Raw genomic sequence first — 15,353 nt, 5'->3', positions numbered from 1 at the left:
AGCACTACCCTGGGGACGTGACCACACCCCGCACGCCGACCATCCTCGACGTCGCGCGCGAGGCCGGGGTGTCCCGCCAGACCGTCACCCGGGCGCTCAACGACATGGCCGACATCGCCCCGGCGACGCGGGAACGCGTCGTCGCAGCCGCGCAGCTCCTCGGCTACAGGCCGAACCGTGCCGCACAGAGCCTCGTCAAGGGGTCGGGGACCACGATCGGGCTGCTCGTCGAGAGCCTGCGCAACCCCTACTACGCCGAGCTCGCCTCCGAGCTGAGCCGGGCGGCCGCGGCCCGCGGGTGGGGGCTCATCTTGTGCGACGTGGGGTACGGGACCGACCGGGACGCCCGGCTCTCACCGCTCCTGCGCCGTGTCGACGCGCTCGTCGGCTGCCTGCCTGCGGGCGCGACGGCCGACGTCGGCGTGCCCTTCGTCTCGATTGACAACCCCGACGAGACCGTCGGCGACGCCACGGTCTGGATCGACCACGAGGCCGGTGTGCGCGCCGCGCTCGCCCACCTCGTCGCGACAGGGCGGAGGTCGATCGCGATGATCGACTCCGGTCCGGAGCCCTCGACCCGCTGCCTCGCCTACAGGGCCTTCCTCACGGAGGCCGGCCTCCCCTGGTCCGAGCAGTCCGAGGTCCGCGTCGAGGAGTCCCACGACGGCGGGATCGCCGCGGCGGCCGAGCTGCTCGACCGGGGCGTCCCGCTCGACGCCGTGCTCGCCTTCAACGACGTGCTCGCGATCGGCGCGATGAAGGAGATGGCGAAGGCCGGGCGGCGTGTGCCGCAGGACGTGGCCGTCGTCGGGATGGACGGCCTCGACGTCGGCGGGCTCGTGACGCCCGAGCTCACGACGGCCGCGACAGACCGCGGGGCGATCGCCGCTGCGGCCTTGGACCTCGTGGATGCTCTGCTGACCGGTGACCGGCCACCGGCGTCGCGCGAGAGGGACATCGGAGGTCCGCGCGGTGCGGCAGCGCCGGGAGCCGGGGCCGGCGGCCGGCCCAGACGGACCGTCGAGCCCTACCTCGTGGCGCGAGGTTCGGCGTAGAGCCTGCAGAGAGCGGGACCCTGCAGAGAGCGGGCGACCAGCAGCCGGTCAGGCACGTCGGATAGACAGGTCTGGGAGGGGACGGCTCGGACGAGTCTCCGGGCAGGTCAGCCCTTGCCCGGTCCGCCGACGAAGCAGCGCTGGGCCGCCGGTCTCACCGCCTCCACGTGGTCGCAGAGCTCAGCTCCGGCGTGCTCGACGTCGTCCACCTCGACAGTGCGAGCAGTCACGGAGAAGAACGCCTCAGGGTCCTCGAAGGCCGACGGGAAGGAGGCCAGGGAGACCCTCGCCTGCCCGAACCTGGGGTCCTCGCGGATCTCCTGGACGATGTCGACCGCCTCGTCGAGGTCCCGGCCTGCCGTTTCCGAGACGACGAGAGTGACGTCGTCGACCTGCAGCGTCACGTCGAGGCGGACACCAGCCTCGGCGGCGGCCAGCGACTGGTCGAAGGCCTTCCGGGCCAGCTGCTCGACCGATCCGCCCTCGGGGTCGACGACCACGGTGAACGTCGCGACCTGGGTGTCCAAAATAGCCATGTCTCCGTCGACCCCCTGGACGTCCGGCCACCCCACCCGTCTCACACCAGACCACCCGGCCGCCTCGCGTGCCAGGTCGGCCGCGAGCTGCCGGTTCTCGAAGGTCTTACCCCAGTCGACCAGGTCGCCTATGCCCTGGACCCGGGCCCAGACGATGTCGTAGAAGACCCCGGGCCGCGGGCGCTCGCTCACGATGATCGTCACGACGACCAGCAGGAGCACGACGGCGGTGATCCGCGGTCCGGTGACCCACCGTCGTCTCGACGGTCGGTCGTCGGTCTCGTGCGGTGCGCCCCCCGGTGTCGTCACGGTCAGAAGCTATCGACCCGATCGGGAGGTCCGGCGGGCACGGCGCGCCGATCCTGTGGACGGCTGCCTGACGCGCCCACCCCGACCGGCGTGCGGTCGTCTATCACCCGGGGAAGACGCTCAGCTCTCGCGAGGTCCCACCGACCGTCCGGCCGCCAGCGCCCAGGCGAGCAGCGGGAGCTGGAAGGGCAGACGGGCCCACGCGACGATCTCGCGGGTACCCGGACGCTCGGCGCCCGAGCGGATGCGGGAACGGCGGGCCTTCAGCGCCGCGGTGATGTTCCCGGGGAACACCGTGACGACGAGCCCGGCCGTCGCGAGCGAGCCGACGCGGCGGGTCGCGGGGTGCACGAGGGACGCCGCGCAGACGAGCTCGGCGACGCCGCTGCCTATGGTCCACGGGCGAGGCCTGCCGAGGGCCTTGGGGATCAGGCGGTCGTAGGGACCCGGCTTCGCGAGGTGCAGCGCGCCGGTCGCGGCGAGCGTCGCCGCGAGAGACAGCGCGGGGAGGTGGCTGGGACCGCGCGGCGCGGCAGCCTGCCCGGCCGCGTCCGAGCGGCTGCGGCGGAGCCGGCGGACGACACGGGCGGCGATGACGAGCTGCAACGGCTTGGGCATGCTCTTCACACTAGGTCGCGTCGGGGCAGCCCGCCGCTCGTGGGACGACACCGCTGCGGGCCGAGGCAGCCGCAGCACTGCCGCACGCTGCCCCGTCCACCGGCACCTGCCAGGGCGGGCTCGTGCTCGCCCCGACCCGCCTGACGTCTTACCGCGGCAGCGTGAGGATCTCCGCGCCGTCCTCGGTGATCGCGACGGTGTGCTCGGTGTGGGCCGTGCGGGCACCTGTCGCGCTGCGCAGAGTCCAGCCGTCGGGGTCGGTCACCAGCACGTCGGTGTCGGCCATGACCCACGGCTCGAGGGCGAGCAGCAGACCGGGTCGCAGCGTGAAGCCGCGGCCGGGACGGCCGGTGTTCACGACGTGCGGGTCCTGGTGCATGGTCGAGCCGATGCCGTGGCCGCCGAACTCGGTGTTCACCGGGTAGCCGGCCGCCTCGAGGACCGTGCCGATCGCGTGGGAGATGTCACCGATGCGTGCGCCGGGGTTCGCGGCGGCGATGCCTGCGGCGAGTGCCCGCTCGGTCGCGTCGATGAGCGCGAGGCTCTCCGCGGGCTGGGTCTGGCCGACGACGAAGCTGATGGCGGCGTCGGCCGCGATGCCGTCGAGCAGGACCGCGAGGTCGAGGGTGAGCAGGTCGCCGTCGGCGAGGGTGTAGTCGTGCGGCAGACCGTGCAGCACGGCGTCGTTGACCGCCGTGCAGATGTAGTGGCCGAAGGGCCCGCGGCCGAAGGACGGCGCGTAGTCGACGTAGCAGGACACGGCACCCGCACCGAGGATCATCTCCTTGGCCCAGCGGTCGATGTCCAGCAGGTTGGTGCCCACCACGGCGCGCCCCTTGAGGGTGTGCAGGATGTGCCCGACGAGGGCGCCGGTCTCCCGCCCCTTGGCGACCTCGGCGGGGGTGAGGATCTCGATCATGGGGTGTCCTTCGTGGGTCGTGGGCGGCGTTCGCCAATAACTATACCGGCCATGTCATCCCGGTATTACTATCGGGACCATGGTCAGACTCCCGCTCACCCCCGACGAGATCGAGCGCGGGCAGCGCCTGGGCGCCCTGCTGCGCCGCGCACGAGGTGAGCGCTCAATGCTCCAGACTGCACTAGACGCGCGCGTCTCGCCCGAGACCCTCCGCAAGATCGAGTCCGGCCGGGTCGCCACCCCGGCCTTCCCGACCATCGCCGCGATCGCCGACGTGCTCGGGCTGTCTCTCGACGAGGTGTGGGCGCAGATCAGGCCGTCGCGCGACGACGCCGACCTGGTCGAGGCCAGGCCGGCGTAGCCGAGCGAGTCAGGTCGGGGGCGAGACCGCACGGCCCGTCAGCACGGCCCGTCAGCACTCCCCGTCAGCGCAGGCGCGCGAGCGTCTCCGGGTCGACGAGGCCGCGGTGCACAGCCTTGACCAGGATCCGCGGGACCTCGACGGTCGCCCCGTCGACCTGGATCGGCACGAGCGCGACAGGCGTGGCCTTCCACTGAGAGCGTCGTGCGCGGGTGTTCGAGCGTGACATCTTCCGCTTCGGGACGGCCATCAGCCCTGCCTGCCCTTCCAGCGCGGGTTCTTCTTGTTGATGACGAAGGTCTTGCCGCGACGCCTGACGACGATCGAGCCGTCCTTGCTCTTGAGCGAGCGCAGCGACGCACGGACCTTCATCGGGCTGCCTCGCCGGGCACGGCGGTCTTCGCGGGCTCGGCCTGCACGGGCTCAGCCTGCGGGGCCGTCTGGCCGTAGCGGCGACGGAACTTCTCGACGCGGCCTGCGGTGTCGACCACGCGGGCGTTGCCCGTGTAGAAGGGGTGGCTCGCGCTCGAGACCTCGACGTCGATGACGGGGTAGGTGTTCCCGTCCTCCCACACGACCGTCGCCGCAGGGGTCGCGGTCGAGCGGGTGAGGAAGGCGAAGTCGGCCGAGGCGTCTCGGTAGACCACGGGGTGGTAGTCGGGGTGGATCCCGGTCTTCATGGTGGTTCTCCTGTGGTGGGGGTGTCTACCAGCTGGACTTGGTGACTCCGGGGAGCTCGCCGCGGTGCGCCATCTCGCGCAGCCTGATACGTGAGAGGCCGAAGACGCGGTGGTACCCGCGGGGTCGGCCGTCGACGACGTCGCGGTTGCGCAGCCGGGTGGCGCTCGCGTCGCGCGGCTGGCGGGCGAGCTCGTCGACCGCGGCGGCCCGCTCGGCGGGCGCCGTGCTGGGTGCGGCGATGACCCGCTTGAGCTCGGCGCGACGCTCGGCGTAGCGCTCCACGACCACGCGACGCTGCTCGTTCTTGGCGACCTTCGAGGTCTTCGCCATGTCAGCGCTCCTCGCGGAAGGGGACGTGCTGGCGGACGACAGGGTCGAACTTGGTCAGCACGAGGCGGTCCGGGCTGGTGCGACGGTTCTTCTTCGTCACGTAGGTGAAGCCGGTACCTGCCGTCGAGCGGAGCTTGATGACGGGCCTGAGGTCTGCGCGCTTGGTTGCCATGGGAGGCCTCCTAGATCTTCTCGCCGCGGGCGAGGATGCGGGCAGCGACGACGTCGATGCCGAGCTTGTCGATGGTCTTGAGCCCGCGGGTGCTGACCCGCAGGGTGACGGTGCGTCCGAGCGAGGGGACCCAGAACCTCTTCTTCTGGATGTTCGGGTTGAACCGACGCTTGGTGCGCACGTGCGAGTGGGAGATCGAGTGCCCGAATCCGGGCTGGGTGCCAAGGACCTGACAGACGGCTGACATGGGTCTTCTTCCGACGGGGGTGGAGCGACCCGGTGACTATACGTATTGATTATCATTATCGTCAAGGCTACGCTCACGGCAGATCGAGAAACCCCACCCCACCCGGAGACCCTCCATGGCACAGATCCCCCTGTCCCTGCTCACCACGATCGACCCCGTCGTCCGCGAGACCGCGATCTTCGCGCTGCTCGTCGACTCCCCGCGGACCGTCGTGCTGCGTCACGACATCCACGCCGCCGAGGGCTACCTGCGCCGCGCGGTCATCACGCAGGGCGGCACGATCGAGGACGAGCGCCACGACCTCGAGCACGCCTGCCTCAGCTGCGCCGTCCGCGAGGACGCCCTCCCGACCTTGCGCAGGCTCGCGACCGACGGCCGCTGGGACGACATCGTGCTCGCTCTGCCCGTCTCGGCCGACTCCCTGCCCGTGAGCATCGCCCTCGACGCCGCCACCCACCCTGGGGCCGAGCTCGACATGGTCCGGCTCGCGACCGTCGCGACGGCGGTCGACGTCGACGAGGCGGAGGAAGACCTGCTCGGCATCGACTCGGTCGCCGAGCGCGGGATCGGGCTCACCGAGGACGACGAGCGCGCTGTCGGCGAGGTCCTCGCCGGGCACCTCGCGCACGCCGACCTCGTGGTCACCGCGAGCTCGGGCAGCACCCACCGGGGGCTCTCCGCCCGCTGCGGCGACGAGCTCGTCGACCACCTGCGCTCCCCCGACTCCCGGCGGATCGACGGCCTGCACGAGCTCAGCGCGCACCGCCTCACCTGCGCCGAGCACGACGCCCTCGCCGCCCAGCGCCGCTGCAACCCCCTGCACGCGCACGCCCACTCGTGGGAGAGCGCGCACGCCTGGAGCCTCGAGCTGCGCTCCGACCGGCCGATGCACCCCGAGCGGCTGCTCGACCGCATCGAAGAGCTCGGCACCGGGCGCGTCCGCAGCCGCGGTGTCTTCTGGCTGCCGAACCGCCCCGACTCGATCTGCCAGTGGGACGGCGCCGGCGGGCAGCTGTACCTGGGGCAGCTCGGCACGTGGGAGCGGCAGGAGCCGCACACCCGGCTCGTGTTCACGGGCGTCGCCCGCGGCGAGCGCGCCAGGCTGCGCAAGGTCTTCGAGGACGTGCTGCTCACGGATGCGGAGCTGGCAGACGGTGGCGCGGCGTGGCTCGGGCGGGAGGACGTGCTCGCTCCGTGGTTGGGGGAACGGTCCGACGTGGGGTGACGGCAAGGAGGCACTGCCGAAGTCATCAGGGAGGCCCCTCCGGGCTCAGGCGCACGCCGAGACGGCGCTGATCTCGTTGCATTCTCCGACCCTTGACACTCATATTCCGATGCTGGACTATGAGTGTCATGCTCAGCGTGACAGAGACGGCAACACGGACAGGCCTCTCGACTCGCCGCGTACGAGCGCTGATCTCCGGCGGGGTCCTGCGGGCGACGAAGGTGGGCGCCGCATACGTCGTCGACGACCGCGATCTCGACGACTTCCTGCGCCGCGAGCGCCCCGCCCACACACGCGCCTTCTCCCCGCGAGTCGCCTGGGCCGCGGCTGCGCTCCTCGACGGGGCGCAGGCTGGCTGGCTACGAGCGGACGAGCGCTCCCGCCTTCGATCCAGACTCACGTCTACGGGAGCCGCACCAGGGACCTGGCAAGCATGGACCGCCCGGCTCGCCCAGACACGCACCACGTTCAGAGCCTCGCCCGCCCAGGTCGAAGCAGTGCTGTCCGCGCCGTCGACAGTCCGATCAGGGCGCTCCGCATCCAACCTCGTCACCGACCCGCTCGTCGGGCTCGCCAGTGCCACCGTCTGGACTCGCACCCTCGACGACGTCGACCATCTCCGACGTCACCTGGGGCTGCTTCGCTCGGACGCAGGGAACGTGACGATCAGCACCCCTCCCCCGATCGGCCTCACCGCGCTGGGCACCGACGGGCACAACGCGTTCCGTCTCGTCGTCGCCCACGACCTCCTGACCGAGGACGACCCCCGCTCGACCTCCGCAGGCACCGCCCTGCTCGACGCCATCACCACATCCCGGGCCATCAGCTCGTGACCACCCCGACGGACGTGCTCGTAGAGATCGTCACGACACTGACGACCTCCGATGGCCACACCGCTCGCGCTCGGCTCGACACCCAGGGCCCTTCGGCCGGTCACCCTGCCGCCCTGGAGAACCTGAACAACCTCCTGCGCCAGCTCCCGGCGCACCACGTAGATCGTCTGCGCCTGCACGACCTGCTCGCCTCGGTAGCACCAGAGACCAGCACAGCCTCCCTGCTCGCCGCCGCCGGTCTCTTGCGCAGCGGGTCCCCGCGATTCCCGCAGATGCCTGGGCCACTCCTCATGCCCGCACTCGACCCCGTGCTGACGGAGACCTTCGCGGTGCTCCAGGCGCTCGGGGAGGCACGCTACCCCTGGACAGTCGTGGGCGGCCTGATGGTGATGACACACTGCGTCCGCCACGACGTCCCGTTCACCCGGGCGACCGGCGACGCCGACATCGCCGTCGGGGTCTTCACCCACCGCCGGGCCCTTCGAGAGCTCACCAGAGACATGACCCGGCTCGGGTTCGTCGACATCACCCCTGCATCTCTGGCAGGGGCAGACCTGTCCTACAGGTGGTCGCGCGACCCCGTCCTGATCGACCTCATCGTCCCCGAACGTGTCAACGACCAAGACACCGTCCCCCTGACTGCCTCCCGCCTGCCCGCAGTCGAGCTTCCCGGTGTCCAGCAGGCTCTCGCCCGCACGCAACGTCTGGATGTCCAGCTCGACGACGGTCGTACCGGACCCGTCAGGGTGCCCGATCTGCTCGGCGCCCTCACCATCAAGTCGACCGCGGCCTTCGCCGACAGGCGGGAACCCGCCCGTCACCTCAGCGACCTCGTCGCTCTCCTCGACGCGCTGGCCGCCTCCGGAGACGTCGTGCGATATGCCGCCGAGATCCGTCACGAGGACCGCCGGCGCATCCAGCGAGGAGCTGATCGTCTGACCACCTCGCACTGGCTCAGATCCGCAGACTCCCCAGCCGCCCGGGACGCGCTCGAGCTCTTGCTCGGCACCTAGCCTCGAGGCTTGCTCACGGGCGCTCACCACCACCTCCCCGCGTGCCGCAGGCATGCCAGGTGAACGTTCGTGACCGCCCCGATGCCCCATGAGCGCATCGCCCACGACGGACAGAGCGGGTGAAAGTCGGCTAGAGCGCGTCACAAGACCGGTGCCCACAGCGTGTCTTCTCCAGAGGGGTCACATGCCAGCCGCGCCGAGGCGCCGGGCCGGCCATACCGCGGGGAGAGCACAGCATGACGAAGAAGGTCCAGAGCCGGACGTCGACCATCCTCGACGAGGTGGTCGTCCGAGGCGGGGCCGCGCGCCCACGCCGTGCAGGGACGAGGCGCGCCCGGCTGAGCGGGCTCCTCTCGGCCGCTGTCGTGCTCGCGCTCCTCCTGGTCTCGACACTCCTGGCCTCCATGCCCTCGCAGGCGGTCGCTGAGACTCCGGAGCTCCTCACAGCCGGACCGGGTGTCCCCGCGCCCGGTGCTGTCGTGTTCCTCGAAGACTTCCAGAACGTCCCCGCAGGGCAGGCCCGGGCCTTCCAGAGCGGTCCCGGCGGCCGTGCGGCCTACGTCTCTGCCTACCCGGGCTACAGCGGGCACACCTACACGGGCTCGCCGGGCTGGACCGACGGCGCCCGGTGCAACGGTGTCATCCTGTCGCAGGCCTCGGCCACGCCTCCGGCCTGGGCGATCACAGGCGCCGCGAGCGCCTCCCCGTACGCCTGCGGGCTCGACGACGGCGTGCAGAGCTGGTCCTTCGTGCGGCTCCTGGCCCTGGCGATGGGGCAGCAGTTCGGCGGCTCGACGGGCAACTTCGTCTACACGTCCTACAGCGAGTGCAACCACACCACGACCGACGGGGGCACCTGCCCCGCGGTCCCCGCAGGTGAGAGGGACGGCGTGCTGTGGCAGACCACCACCCCGATCCCGCTGCCGGGGCCGAACCGGTACATGGCCTTCGGCGTCGACACGGCGGCTCTGTGCGGGGCTGCGTCTCAGAACCCCAGGTACCAGTTCGCCTACAGGGTGCCCGGGGCCCCCACCTGGACCTCGCTCGGTGACCCTGTCGAAGCCTGCAGCACCACGCAGAGCCCGAACACGGAGCACCGCGAGCGCACGTACCCGCTCACCTCCGCCGCGACGGGTGGCATCACGTGGGAGGCCTTCGAGGGCCGCTCCCGCACGGTCGCCCTCAACCGCCTGTCTCCCGACGAGGTGGTCCGGCTGGCCGGAGGCCTGCTCGAGGTCAAGATGTACAACGCGACGACAGCCACGCTGGGCAACGACGGCGCCTTCGACAACGTGCGGGCGCTCGACGCGACCCCCCGGCTCGACAAGGCCTTCACCCCCTCCGTGGTCTCCGACGGCGAGACCTCGACGCTCCGGCTCACCGTCACCAACACCGCCGAGCTGAACGCGAAGACGGGCTGGAACCTCACCGACCGTCTCCCCGACGGTCTGCGTGCCACCGGGGAGAGCAGCACGACCTGCCTCGCATCCTCGGGTGTCGCAGGTTCCACGGCGCAGGTGACAGCCGCAGCAGGTTCCGGGGAGGTGGTGGTCCAGGGTTCCCTGGCAGAGTCTCAGGCCTCGTGCACAGTCGACGTGCAGGTCCAGGCGTGGGACGACGCGCTAGGGACCGGCGTCGGCGTCTACACGAACGGTCCGGAGAACTTCACGCCCGGCGCTGGCACCCCTGCGTGCTGGGACGGCATCACGTACGGCCTGTGCGGGCTGGAGGCCCCGGGCGAGGCGGCGCTGACAGTCCTGCCCGTCGTCGACCTCTCGATCACCAAAGAGGCTGCCGCCACGAGCTACGCAGCGGGTGAGCAGGTCGTCTACACAGTCACGGTGTCGAACGCGGCCTCGACAGCGGCGAGGCCTGTCACGACGGCCCCGGACGTCGCCGTCACCGACCCGGTCCCGGCACGCGTCACAGAGCCGACCTGGACCTGCGCCTCGACGGGAGGAGCGACCTGCGGTGCGGCCGGCGGCACGGGCGACGTCGCCGACACCGTCACCATCCCACCTGGAGGATCGGTGGTCTACGTCGTGACCGGGCGGGTCGCTGCGGACGACCTCGACATGGAGGACATCACCAACGTCGCGCGGGCGACCCCACCCGCGGAGATGCTCCTTCCTCCGACCCCCGGCTCCCCCGCGCCCGCGATCCCGTTCCAGGTGGTCGACCCCGGGTGCTCACCGGGCGAAGGGTGCGAGGCCAGCGTCACGACACCCCGCGCCGAGCTCACAGTCCTCAAGTCTGCCGACCCAGAGTCCGGGCACGCCCTGGGGCAGGACGACGTCGTGACCTACACCCTCACCTTCGACCACTCGGGGACCGACCCCGTCACGGTCGACTGGACGGACGACCTGGGAGGGGTGCTCGACGACGCACGCTTCGGCTCCCTGCTCGACGCGGGCGGGCTGACCGTGACCGGGCCGGAGGACGACCTGCTGAGGATCACCGGCACCATCTCGGCCGACACCCAGGTGGTGTACACAGTCGTGGTGAAGACCGCTGAGCGCAGCGACAACCTGCTCCGCAACGTGGTCGTCGCGGGGTCTCAGCCCCCAGGCCCGGACGACCCGTGCGTGCCCGGTCTGTGCACCGAGCACCCGGTGCGCTACCTCCACGTCGAGAAGCTCAGCGCCGACGGGAGCGTGCGGCTCGGCGGAGCGGAGTTCGTGCTGCGGGCAGACGACGACGGTGCCCCGGGAGCCGAGCTCACCACGCCGGCCCTCACCACCGTCGCCGGTGAGACCGGCCTGTTCGTCAGCGGCGGGATCGAGGCGGGCACCTACTGGCTCGAGGAGACGCACGCACCGGAGGGGCACCAGCTCCTCGCGACCGCCGTCGGGCTCCAGGTCGGCGCCGACGGGGCTGTCACGCTGACCGCACCGTCCGCCCAGGTGCCGAACGTCGCCGTGTCCACGACGGACGGCATCAGCACCCTCTCGGTGACCGACCCCCGCGGGTTCGTCCTGCCGCTGGTCGGGGGCCACGGGAGCGCCGCCACCTGGATCTCCGGCGGCCTGCTCCTGGCGGCCGCGGCGTGCCTCGTGGTCCTGCGCCAGCCCAAGGTCTTGAGGCCGTAGGACGACAGTGGGCGAGCGCAGCCCGGCAGGCAGCACCCACCCGGTCGAGGCCCCGCTCGTGCACCTGATCTGCTCCACACCTCTCTGCCAGGGCTTGTACAGTCGTCCGATCCGCTGCACGACGACGTCCAGAGAAGGATCACGCATGCCCGACGAGCCCTACGCCGACTATCTCCTCACCTACTTCACCGGCGAGGACCACGCCGGTGGTGAGCAGGTGAGGTTCGCCGTGAGCCGCGGCGGCGACCCGCTGCGCTGGGACACCCTGGCAGGGGGCGAGGCCGTCCTCACCTCGGAGCTGGGCACGGGTGGTGTCCGCGACCCCTTCCTCGTGCGCAGGCCGTCGGGCGACGGGTTCTACCTCGTGGCGACCGACCTGCACATCCACCGCAGCCAGGACTGGATGGCCTGCCAGCGCACGGGCAGCAGGTCCCTCGTGGTGTGGGAGTCCCCGGACCTCGTGACCTGGAGCGAGCCGTGGCTCGCCGAGGTCGCCCCGCCGACGGCTGGGAACGTCTGGGCTCCCGAGGTCACCTGGCACGAGGAGACGTCGAGCTACGCGGTGTACTGGGCGTCGATGCTCTACCCGGCCGACGACCCGGAGCACCAGGGCGTCAGCTACAACCGCATGCTCGTCGCCCGGACCACGGACTTCCGCGAGTTCACGCCCGCGCAGGTGTGGGTCGACCCCGGGCACTCGGTCATCGACTCGACCGTGATCGAGCACGAGGGCACCTTCTACAGGTTCAGCAAGGACGAGCGCGAGGCACCCACCCCCGGGCTCGAAGGCAAGTCTGTGCTGCTCGAGCGCTCCGACGACCTGCTGAGCACCGACTGGGAGTACGTCACGGGGGCGATCGGCATGTCGACCGACCCCGAGCTCGGCATCCGTCAGGGCGAGGGACCCACCGTGACCAAGGCGCTCGACCGCGAGCGCTGGTACCTGTTCATCGACGAGTACGGCATGCGCGGCTACATCCCTTTCGAGACCGACGACCTCGACACCGGGACGTGGACCAAGAGCCCCGGCGCGGAGCTGCCCGTCGACCCGCGGCACGGCTCGATCGTGCCGATCACCGCGACCGAGCGGGCGCGGCTCGTGGAGGCCTACGGGGTGTGAGGGTCGGCGGTGGGTGAGGTACGACGGGGTCTCGGGTGCCTCGCGGACGGCGGGGAGCGAGGGACCGCGGACCGCGGGTGCGCAGCGTCCTGGCCGAGGTGTGGGACGCCCGTCGGGCGGGTTGGCCAGGGTCGTCCGGTCTGTCGGGTGAAAGCAGGGTAGCCCTCGTCATACTTCGCGTCGTCGCAGGTCAGGCTTCGTAGGATCGGCAGCCTCCCTGATCTCAGACCTCGAAGGACCCGCCGTGCCCACGAGCAGCGAGCGTCCGCGGTGGAGCAGACCGCCGCGGGTGCCGAGCCATCTCATCCCCAAGCCTGACGTGTACGGCGTCCTCGACGCCGGGAACGCCGTCACCGTCCTGCGCGCCCCGCAGGGCTACGGCAAGTCCGCGCACGTGAGCGAGTGGCTCGAGCGCACGGGGCACCCGGCCGTGTGGATGACGGCGCGGCGCACCGAGGTGGCCGACGACTTCTGGGGTTCTCTGCTCGAGCTCTTGGTGCACGCGGGGGTCGCGCCCAGGGCTGGCAGCGGCATCACGGCAGAGGGCGGCACCGAGGCTGCGCCTGCGCCCGTGTCCCCCGCCGCCGCGGTGCGGGACGCGCTCGCGCGGTGGACCACGCCCTTCGTGCTGGTCGTCGACCACGTCGAGAAGGTCCGCACGGCCCGCGTGGACGCCGACCTCGCCCGGATGGTGCGCGCCTCGCCTGCCGTGCGGCTGGTCCTCTGCAGCCACCTGTCGAGCGACCCCGAGCACCTGGCGCGCCTGGGCATGGACACGGCCTTCGTCGAGGGCCAGTCCCTCGCCCTCACCCCGCGGGAGATCGCACGGCTCGCCGTGTCCCTCGACGCCGTGCTCGCCGACGGGGTCGTCCAGGGGCTGCACGACGACCTCTGGGGGTGGCCCGGTCTGGTCCGTGGTCTGCTCACGGCGTCGATCGGCACGGGCGAGGTGCCCCGGGCCGGCTGGGAGACCCTCGGCCCGTTGTTCGGCAACCGGTCGATCGACGGGTCTCCAGGCTCGCTCTTCGTCGTGGCCACGACTGTCGTCGACGAGCTCACCGTCGACCTCGCCCGGTCGCTCACCGGGAACGAGTCGGCCGAGGCGATCCTCGAGACCCTCGAGGCCAGCGGTCTCGCGCGGTCCAGACCCGGTCCCCAGGGGCGCGTCTGGACGTACATGCCGCTGCTGCGCTCGCTGTCGACCTCCGGGTGGCCGAAGATCAGCTCGCTCGTGACCGACGCGCACAGGCAGGCCTCGCGCGTGCTCGCCGACGACCCGGCCCGCGCCCTGCACCACGCCGTCGCCGCGCAGGACTGGGACCGGGTCGTGGAGGTCGTCGACTCCGGCTGGGTGCGGCTCGTGACGGACGCGCCGACAGCCCTCGGCGAGGCCCTCGAGCAGCTGCCCGCGGAACGCTTCCGGGCGATGCCGCGCCTCCTCATGGTCCGCGACGTGCTGCTGGGGTCACGCAACGACACGATCACGGCGCTGGCCGTCCCCTGGCCCGAGCCGCACGAGGATCTCGACGAGTCGGCGCTGCGGGACGTGGTCGGGGTCGCCGTCGGGCAGATCATCGCGGACCGGCGTGCCCAGCGCTTCGAGGCCGCTGCGGAGACGGCCACCCGGATGGTCGACGCGCTGCGCGACGACCAGGGCCGGTACAGGCCCGGCACCGACGACGTCCTGCCCTTCCTGCTGCTGCACGCGGGTATCGCCCAGCTCGCCGCCGGCAGGCTCGACGCCGCGACAGACGACCTGCTCGCCTGCACCTGGGCTGGGACGGGCGGCGACCTCGAGCTGGTCGCCCGCACCGCGATCGAGACGGTCGCGCTGATCGACGCGGTGCGCGGCTCGAACCAGCGCGCCCACGAGCACCTGGCCGTCGGGGCGACCCTCGCCGAGGCTCCCGAGCACCTCGCGCTCACGATGGACCTCGCCGCCCCGGCCGCCCGGGCCTTCCTCGCGATCGACACCCTCGACCTCGACGCGGCCGAGCGGCACCTCGCAGACCTCCCGGCCCAGGGCACGATCGAGCACCAGCGCCACGCCGCCTGGTACCTCGTCGACCTGGCGCGCGCGATGGTCTGCGCGCTCCGCGGTGACACGGACGGTGCGCTCACCACCCTCGAGAACGCCATGGTCTCGGCGGGTCACCGCCTCGTGGTCCCCTCCTTGGCCCACACGGTCCTCACCTCGACCCTCGCCCGGGTGCTCGCGTGCAGCGGCAACCCGACCCGGGCGACCAACCTCACCGTCGAGCACCCTGGGCTGCGCGGCGACGCCGCCCTGCGGTCCAGGCTCGTCCTCGACGCGGGCGACGCCGTCGGAGCCGTCGAGATCTGCACCACCGCGCTCTGGCGCGAGGCCCCGAGCCCCCGCGAGCGCGTCACCGTGCTGCTCGTCGACATGGAGGCCCGCGACGTCCTCGGCGACGCAGACGGTGCTCGGTCGGCGCTGCGCCGCGCCGTCCAGACCTCCGGACCGGAGCTGCTCCACCCCTATGCGCTGACCGACCGCGCGCTGCTCGAGAGGGTCGCCGCGCAGGTGCCCGAGGCCGCGGAGGTCATGGAGCGGCTGCGGGCCGCGGCTATCCCGGCACGCGTCGCGCAGCGCGTGCCTGTCGTCGAGCTCTCCGAGCGCGAGGTCGCCGTGCTCCACGAGCTTGCGACGGGTGCGCCTGTCGACCTGGTCGCCCAGCAGCTCTTCGTGTCGGTCAACACCGTGAAGAGCCAGCTGCGCTCGCTCTATCGCAAGCTCGGCGTGACGAGCCGCGGCGCGGCCCTCGCCGAGGGCGCCAGGCTGGGGTTCCTCGGTCAGGACCGGGCTGGGGACGCGTAGGACGAG

The 15,353-nt window shown here is 71.8% G+C and carries 17 protein-coding genes; 8 read left to right on the top strand and 9 right to left on the bottom strand.

Annotated elements, in window-relative coordinates:
• Positions 1 to 17 precede the first annotated feature (17 nt).
• Positions 18 to 1,055 carry a LacI family DNA-binding transcriptional regulator gene (locus tag ASG53_RS00345; protein ID WP_056127023.1) on the top strand — a complete coding sequence of 346 codons (1,038 nt, stop codon included), beginning with the start codon at positions 18 to 20 and terminating at the stop codon, positions 1,053 to 1,055.
• 107 nt (positions 1,056 to 1,162) lie between these two features.
• Here the strand turns inward: ASG53_RS00345 and ASG53_RS00340 are convergent, their stop codons facing one another.
• From ASG53_RS00340 to map, 3 genes are all read right to left on the bottom strand, one after another.
• On the bottom strand, positions 1,163 to 1,900 hold the full coding sequence (locus tag ASG53_RS00340) for a hypothetical protein (protein WP_056127021.1): 738 nt from the start codon (positions 1,898 to 1,900) through the stop codon (positions 1,163 to 1,165).
• A gap of 120 nt (positions 1,901 to 2,020) precedes the next feature.
• Positions 2,021 to 2,518: a DoxX family protein gene (locus tag ASG53_RS00335; protein ID WP_156382614.1), complete on the bottom strand. Its 498-nt coding sequence runs from the start codon at positions 2,516 to 2,518 to the stop codon at positions 2,021 to 2,023.
• Between the two features lie 148 nt (positions 2,519 to 2,666).
• Positions 2,667 to 3,437, bottom strand: a complete 771-nt coding sequence (map, locus tag ASG53_RS00330; RefSeq protein ID WP_056127018.1) for a type I methionyl aminopeptidase — start codon at positions 3,435 to 3,437, stop codon at positions 2,667 to 2,669.
• Positions 3,438 to 3,516: 79 nt separating this feature from the next.
• Here map and ASG53_RS00325 point away from each other — a divergent pair, with 79 nt between their 5' ends.
• Positions 3,517 to 3,798 carry a helix-turn-helix domain-containing protein gene (locus ASG53_RS00325; RefSeq protein ID WP_056127016.1) on the top strand — a complete coding sequence of 94 codons (282 nt, stop codon included), beginning with the start codon at positions 3,517 to 3,519 and terminating at the stop codon, positions 3,796 to 3,798.
• A gap of 64 nt (positions 3,799 to 3,862) precedes the next feature.
• On the opposite strand, the gene rpmF is transcribed toward ASG53_RS00325, so the two are convergent.
• From rpmF to rpmB, 6 genes are read right to left on the bottom strand one after another with little or no spacing between them, the layout of a single operon-like run.
• Positions 3,863 to 4,048: a 50S ribosomal protein L32 gene (gene rpmF / locus ASG53_RS00320; RefSeq protein WP_056127014.1), complete on the bottom strand. Its 186-nt coding sequence runs from the start codon at positions 4,046 to 4,048 to the stop codon at positions 3,863 to 3,865.
• On the bottom strand, positions 4,048 to 4,170 hold the full coding sequence (ykgO, locus tag ASG53_RS00315) for a type B 50S ribosomal protein L36 (protein WP_056127013.1): 123 nt from the start codon (positions 4,168 to 4,170) through the stop codon (positions 4,048 to 4,050). The genes rpmF and ykgO overlap by 1 nt, the downstream gene beginning before the upstream one ends.
• Positions 4,167 to 4,478: a type B 50S ribosomal protein L31 gene (locus ASG53_RS00310; protein ID WP_056127011.1), complete on the bottom strand. Its 312-nt coding sequence runs from the start codon at positions 4,476 to 4,478 to the stop codon at positions 4,167 to 4,169. The genes ykgO and ASG53_RS00310 overlap by 4 nt, the downstream gene beginning before the upstream one ends.
• A 25-nt stretch (positions 4,479 to 4,503) precedes the next feature.
• The gene (gene rpsN / locus ASG53_RS00305) at positions 4,504 to 4,809 is read right to left on the bottom strand and encodes a 30S ribosomal protein S14 (RefSeq protein ID WP_056127009.1); all 306 of its coding nucleotides are present in this window, start codon (positions 4,807 to 4,809) and stop codon (positions 4,504 to 4,506) included.
• Between the two features lies 1 nt (position 4,810).
• The gene (gene rpmG, locus ASG53_RS00300; protein WP_056127007.1) at positions 4,811 to 4,981 is read right to left on the bottom strand and encodes a 50S ribosomal protein L33; all 171 of its coding nucleotides are present in this window, start codon (positions 4,979 to 4,981) and stop codon (positions 4,811 to 4,813) included.
• A 10-nt stretch (positions 4,982 to 4,991) separates the two neighbouring features.
• Positions 4,992 to 5,228 (bottom strand): 50S ribosomal protein L28, encoded by a 237-nt coding sequence (gene rpmB, locus ASG53_RS00295; protein ID WP_056127005.1) that lies wholly within the window; start codon positions 5,226 to 5,228, stop codon positions 4,992 to 4,994.
• Between the two features lie 115 nt (positions 5,229 to 5,343).
• Here rpmB and ASG53_RS00290 point away from each other — a divergent pair, with 115 nt between their 5' ends.
• The 6 genes from ASG53_RS00290 to ASG53_RS00265 all read left to right on the top strand — a co-directional run bounded on the left by ASG53_RS00290 (position 5,344) and on the right by ASG53_RS00265 (position 15,347).
• Complete coding sequence (locus ASG53_RS00290) at positions 5,344 to 6,453, top strand: CobW family GTP-binding protein (protein ID WP_056127003.1); 1,110 nt, start codon at positions 5,344 to 5,346, stop codon at positions 6,451 to 6,453.
• A gap of 128 nt (positions 6,454 to 6,581) precedes the next feature.
• On the top strand, positions 6,582 to 7,286 hold the full coding sequence (locus tag ASG53_RS00285) for a helix-turn-helix domain-containing protein (RefSeq protein WP_056127001.1): 705 nt from the start codon (positions 6,582 to 6,584) through the stop codon (positions 7,284 to 7,286).
• Positions 7,283 to 8,299 carry a hypothetical protein gene (locus ASG53_RS00280; protein WP_056126999.1) on the top strand — a complete coding sequence of 339 codons (1,017 nt, stop codon included), beginning with the start codon at positions 7,283 to 7,285 and terminating at the stop codon, positions 8,297 to 8,299. The genes ASG53_RS00285 and ASG53_RS00280 overlap by 4 nt, the downstream gene beginning before the upstream one ends.
• 236 nt (positions 8,300 to 8,535) lie before the next feature.
• Positions 8,536 to 11,388 (top strand): DUF7927 domain-containing protein, encoded by a 2,853-nt coding sequence (locus tag ASG53_RS00275; RefSeq protein WP_056126997.1) that lies wholly within the window; start codon positions 8,536 to 8,538, stop codon positions 11,386 to 11,388.
• A gap of 145 nt (positions 11,389 to 11,533) precedes the next feature.
• Positions 11,534 to 12,508: a glycoside hydrolase family 43 protein gene (locus ASG53_RS00270; RefSeq protein ID WP_056130366.1), complete on the top strand. Its 975-nt coding sequence runs from the start codon at positions 11,534 to 11,536 to the stop codon at positions 12,506 to 12,508.
• Between the two features lie 244 nt (positions 12,509 to 12,752).
• On the top strand, positions 12,753 to 15,347 hold the full coding sequence (locus ASG53_RS00265; RefSeq protein WP_156382613.1) for a LuxR C-terminal-related transcriptional regulator: 2,595 nt from the start codon (positions 12,753 to 12,755) through the stop codon (positions 15,345 to 15,347).
• Positions 15,348 to 15,353: the final 6 nt, after the last annotated feature.

This window comes from Sanguibacter sp. Leaf3 (genome assembly GCF_001425965.1).
GTDB classification, from domain to species: Bacteria; Actinomycetota; Actinomycetes; order Actinomycetales; family Cellulomonadaceae; genus Sanguibacter; species Sanguibacter inulinus.
The sequence above is the reverse complement of the archived record's forward strand: the minus strand, read 5'-3'. Positions and strand labels throughout refer to the sequence as shown.

Coding starts and splice junctions, on each gene's coding strand:
- ASG53_RS00335 (WP_156382614.1), bottom strand. CDS start 2,518: ATGCCCAAGCCGTTGCAGCTCGTCATCGCCGCCCGTGTCGTCCGCCGG.
- map (WP_056127018.1), bottom strand. CDS start 3,437: ATGATCGAGATCCTCACCCCCGCCGAGGTCGCCAAGGGGCGGGAGACC.
- ASG53_RS00325 (WP_056127016.1), top strand. CDS start 3,517: ATGGTCAGACTCCCGCTCACCCCCGACGAGATCGAGCGCGGGCAGCGC.
- rpmF (WP_056127014.1), bottom strand. CDS start 4,048: ATGGCCGTCCCGAAGCGGAAGATGTCACGCTCGAACACCCGCGCACGA.
- ykgO (WP_056127013.1), bottom strand. CDS start 4,170: ATGAAGGTCCGTGCGTCGCTGCGCTCGCTCAAGAGCAAGGACGGCTCG.
- ASG53_RS00310 (WP_056127011.1), bottom strand. CDS start 4,478: ATGAAGACCGGGATCCACCCCGACTACCACCCCGTGGTCTACCGAGAC.
- rpsN (WP_056127009.1), bottom strand. CDS start 4,809: ATGGCGAAGACCTCGAAGGTCGCCAAGAACGAGCAGCGTCGCGTGGTC.
- rpmG (WP_056127007.1), bottom strand. CDS start 4,981: ATGGCAACCAAGCGCGCAGACCTCAGGCCCGTCATCAAGCTCCGCTCG.
- rpmB (WP_056127005.1), bottom strand. CDS start 5,228: ATGTCAGCCGTCTGTCAGGTCCTTGGCACCCAGCCCGGATTCGGGCAC.
- ASG53_RS00290 (WP_056127003.1), top strand. CDS start 5,344: ATGGCACAGATCCCCCTGTCCCTGCTCACCACGATCGACCCCGTCGTC.
- ASG53_RS00285 (WP_056127001.1), top strand. CDS start 6,582: ATGCTCAGCGTGACAGAGACGGCAACACGGACAGGCCTCTCGACTCGC.
- ASG53_RS00275 (WP_056126997.1), top strand. CDS start 8,536: ATGACGAAGAAGGTCCAGAGCCGGACGTCGACCATCCTCGACGAGGTG.
- ASG53_RS00270 (WP_056130366.1), top strand. CDS start 11,534: ATGCCCGACGAGCCCTACGCCGACTATCTCCTCACCTACTTCACCGGC.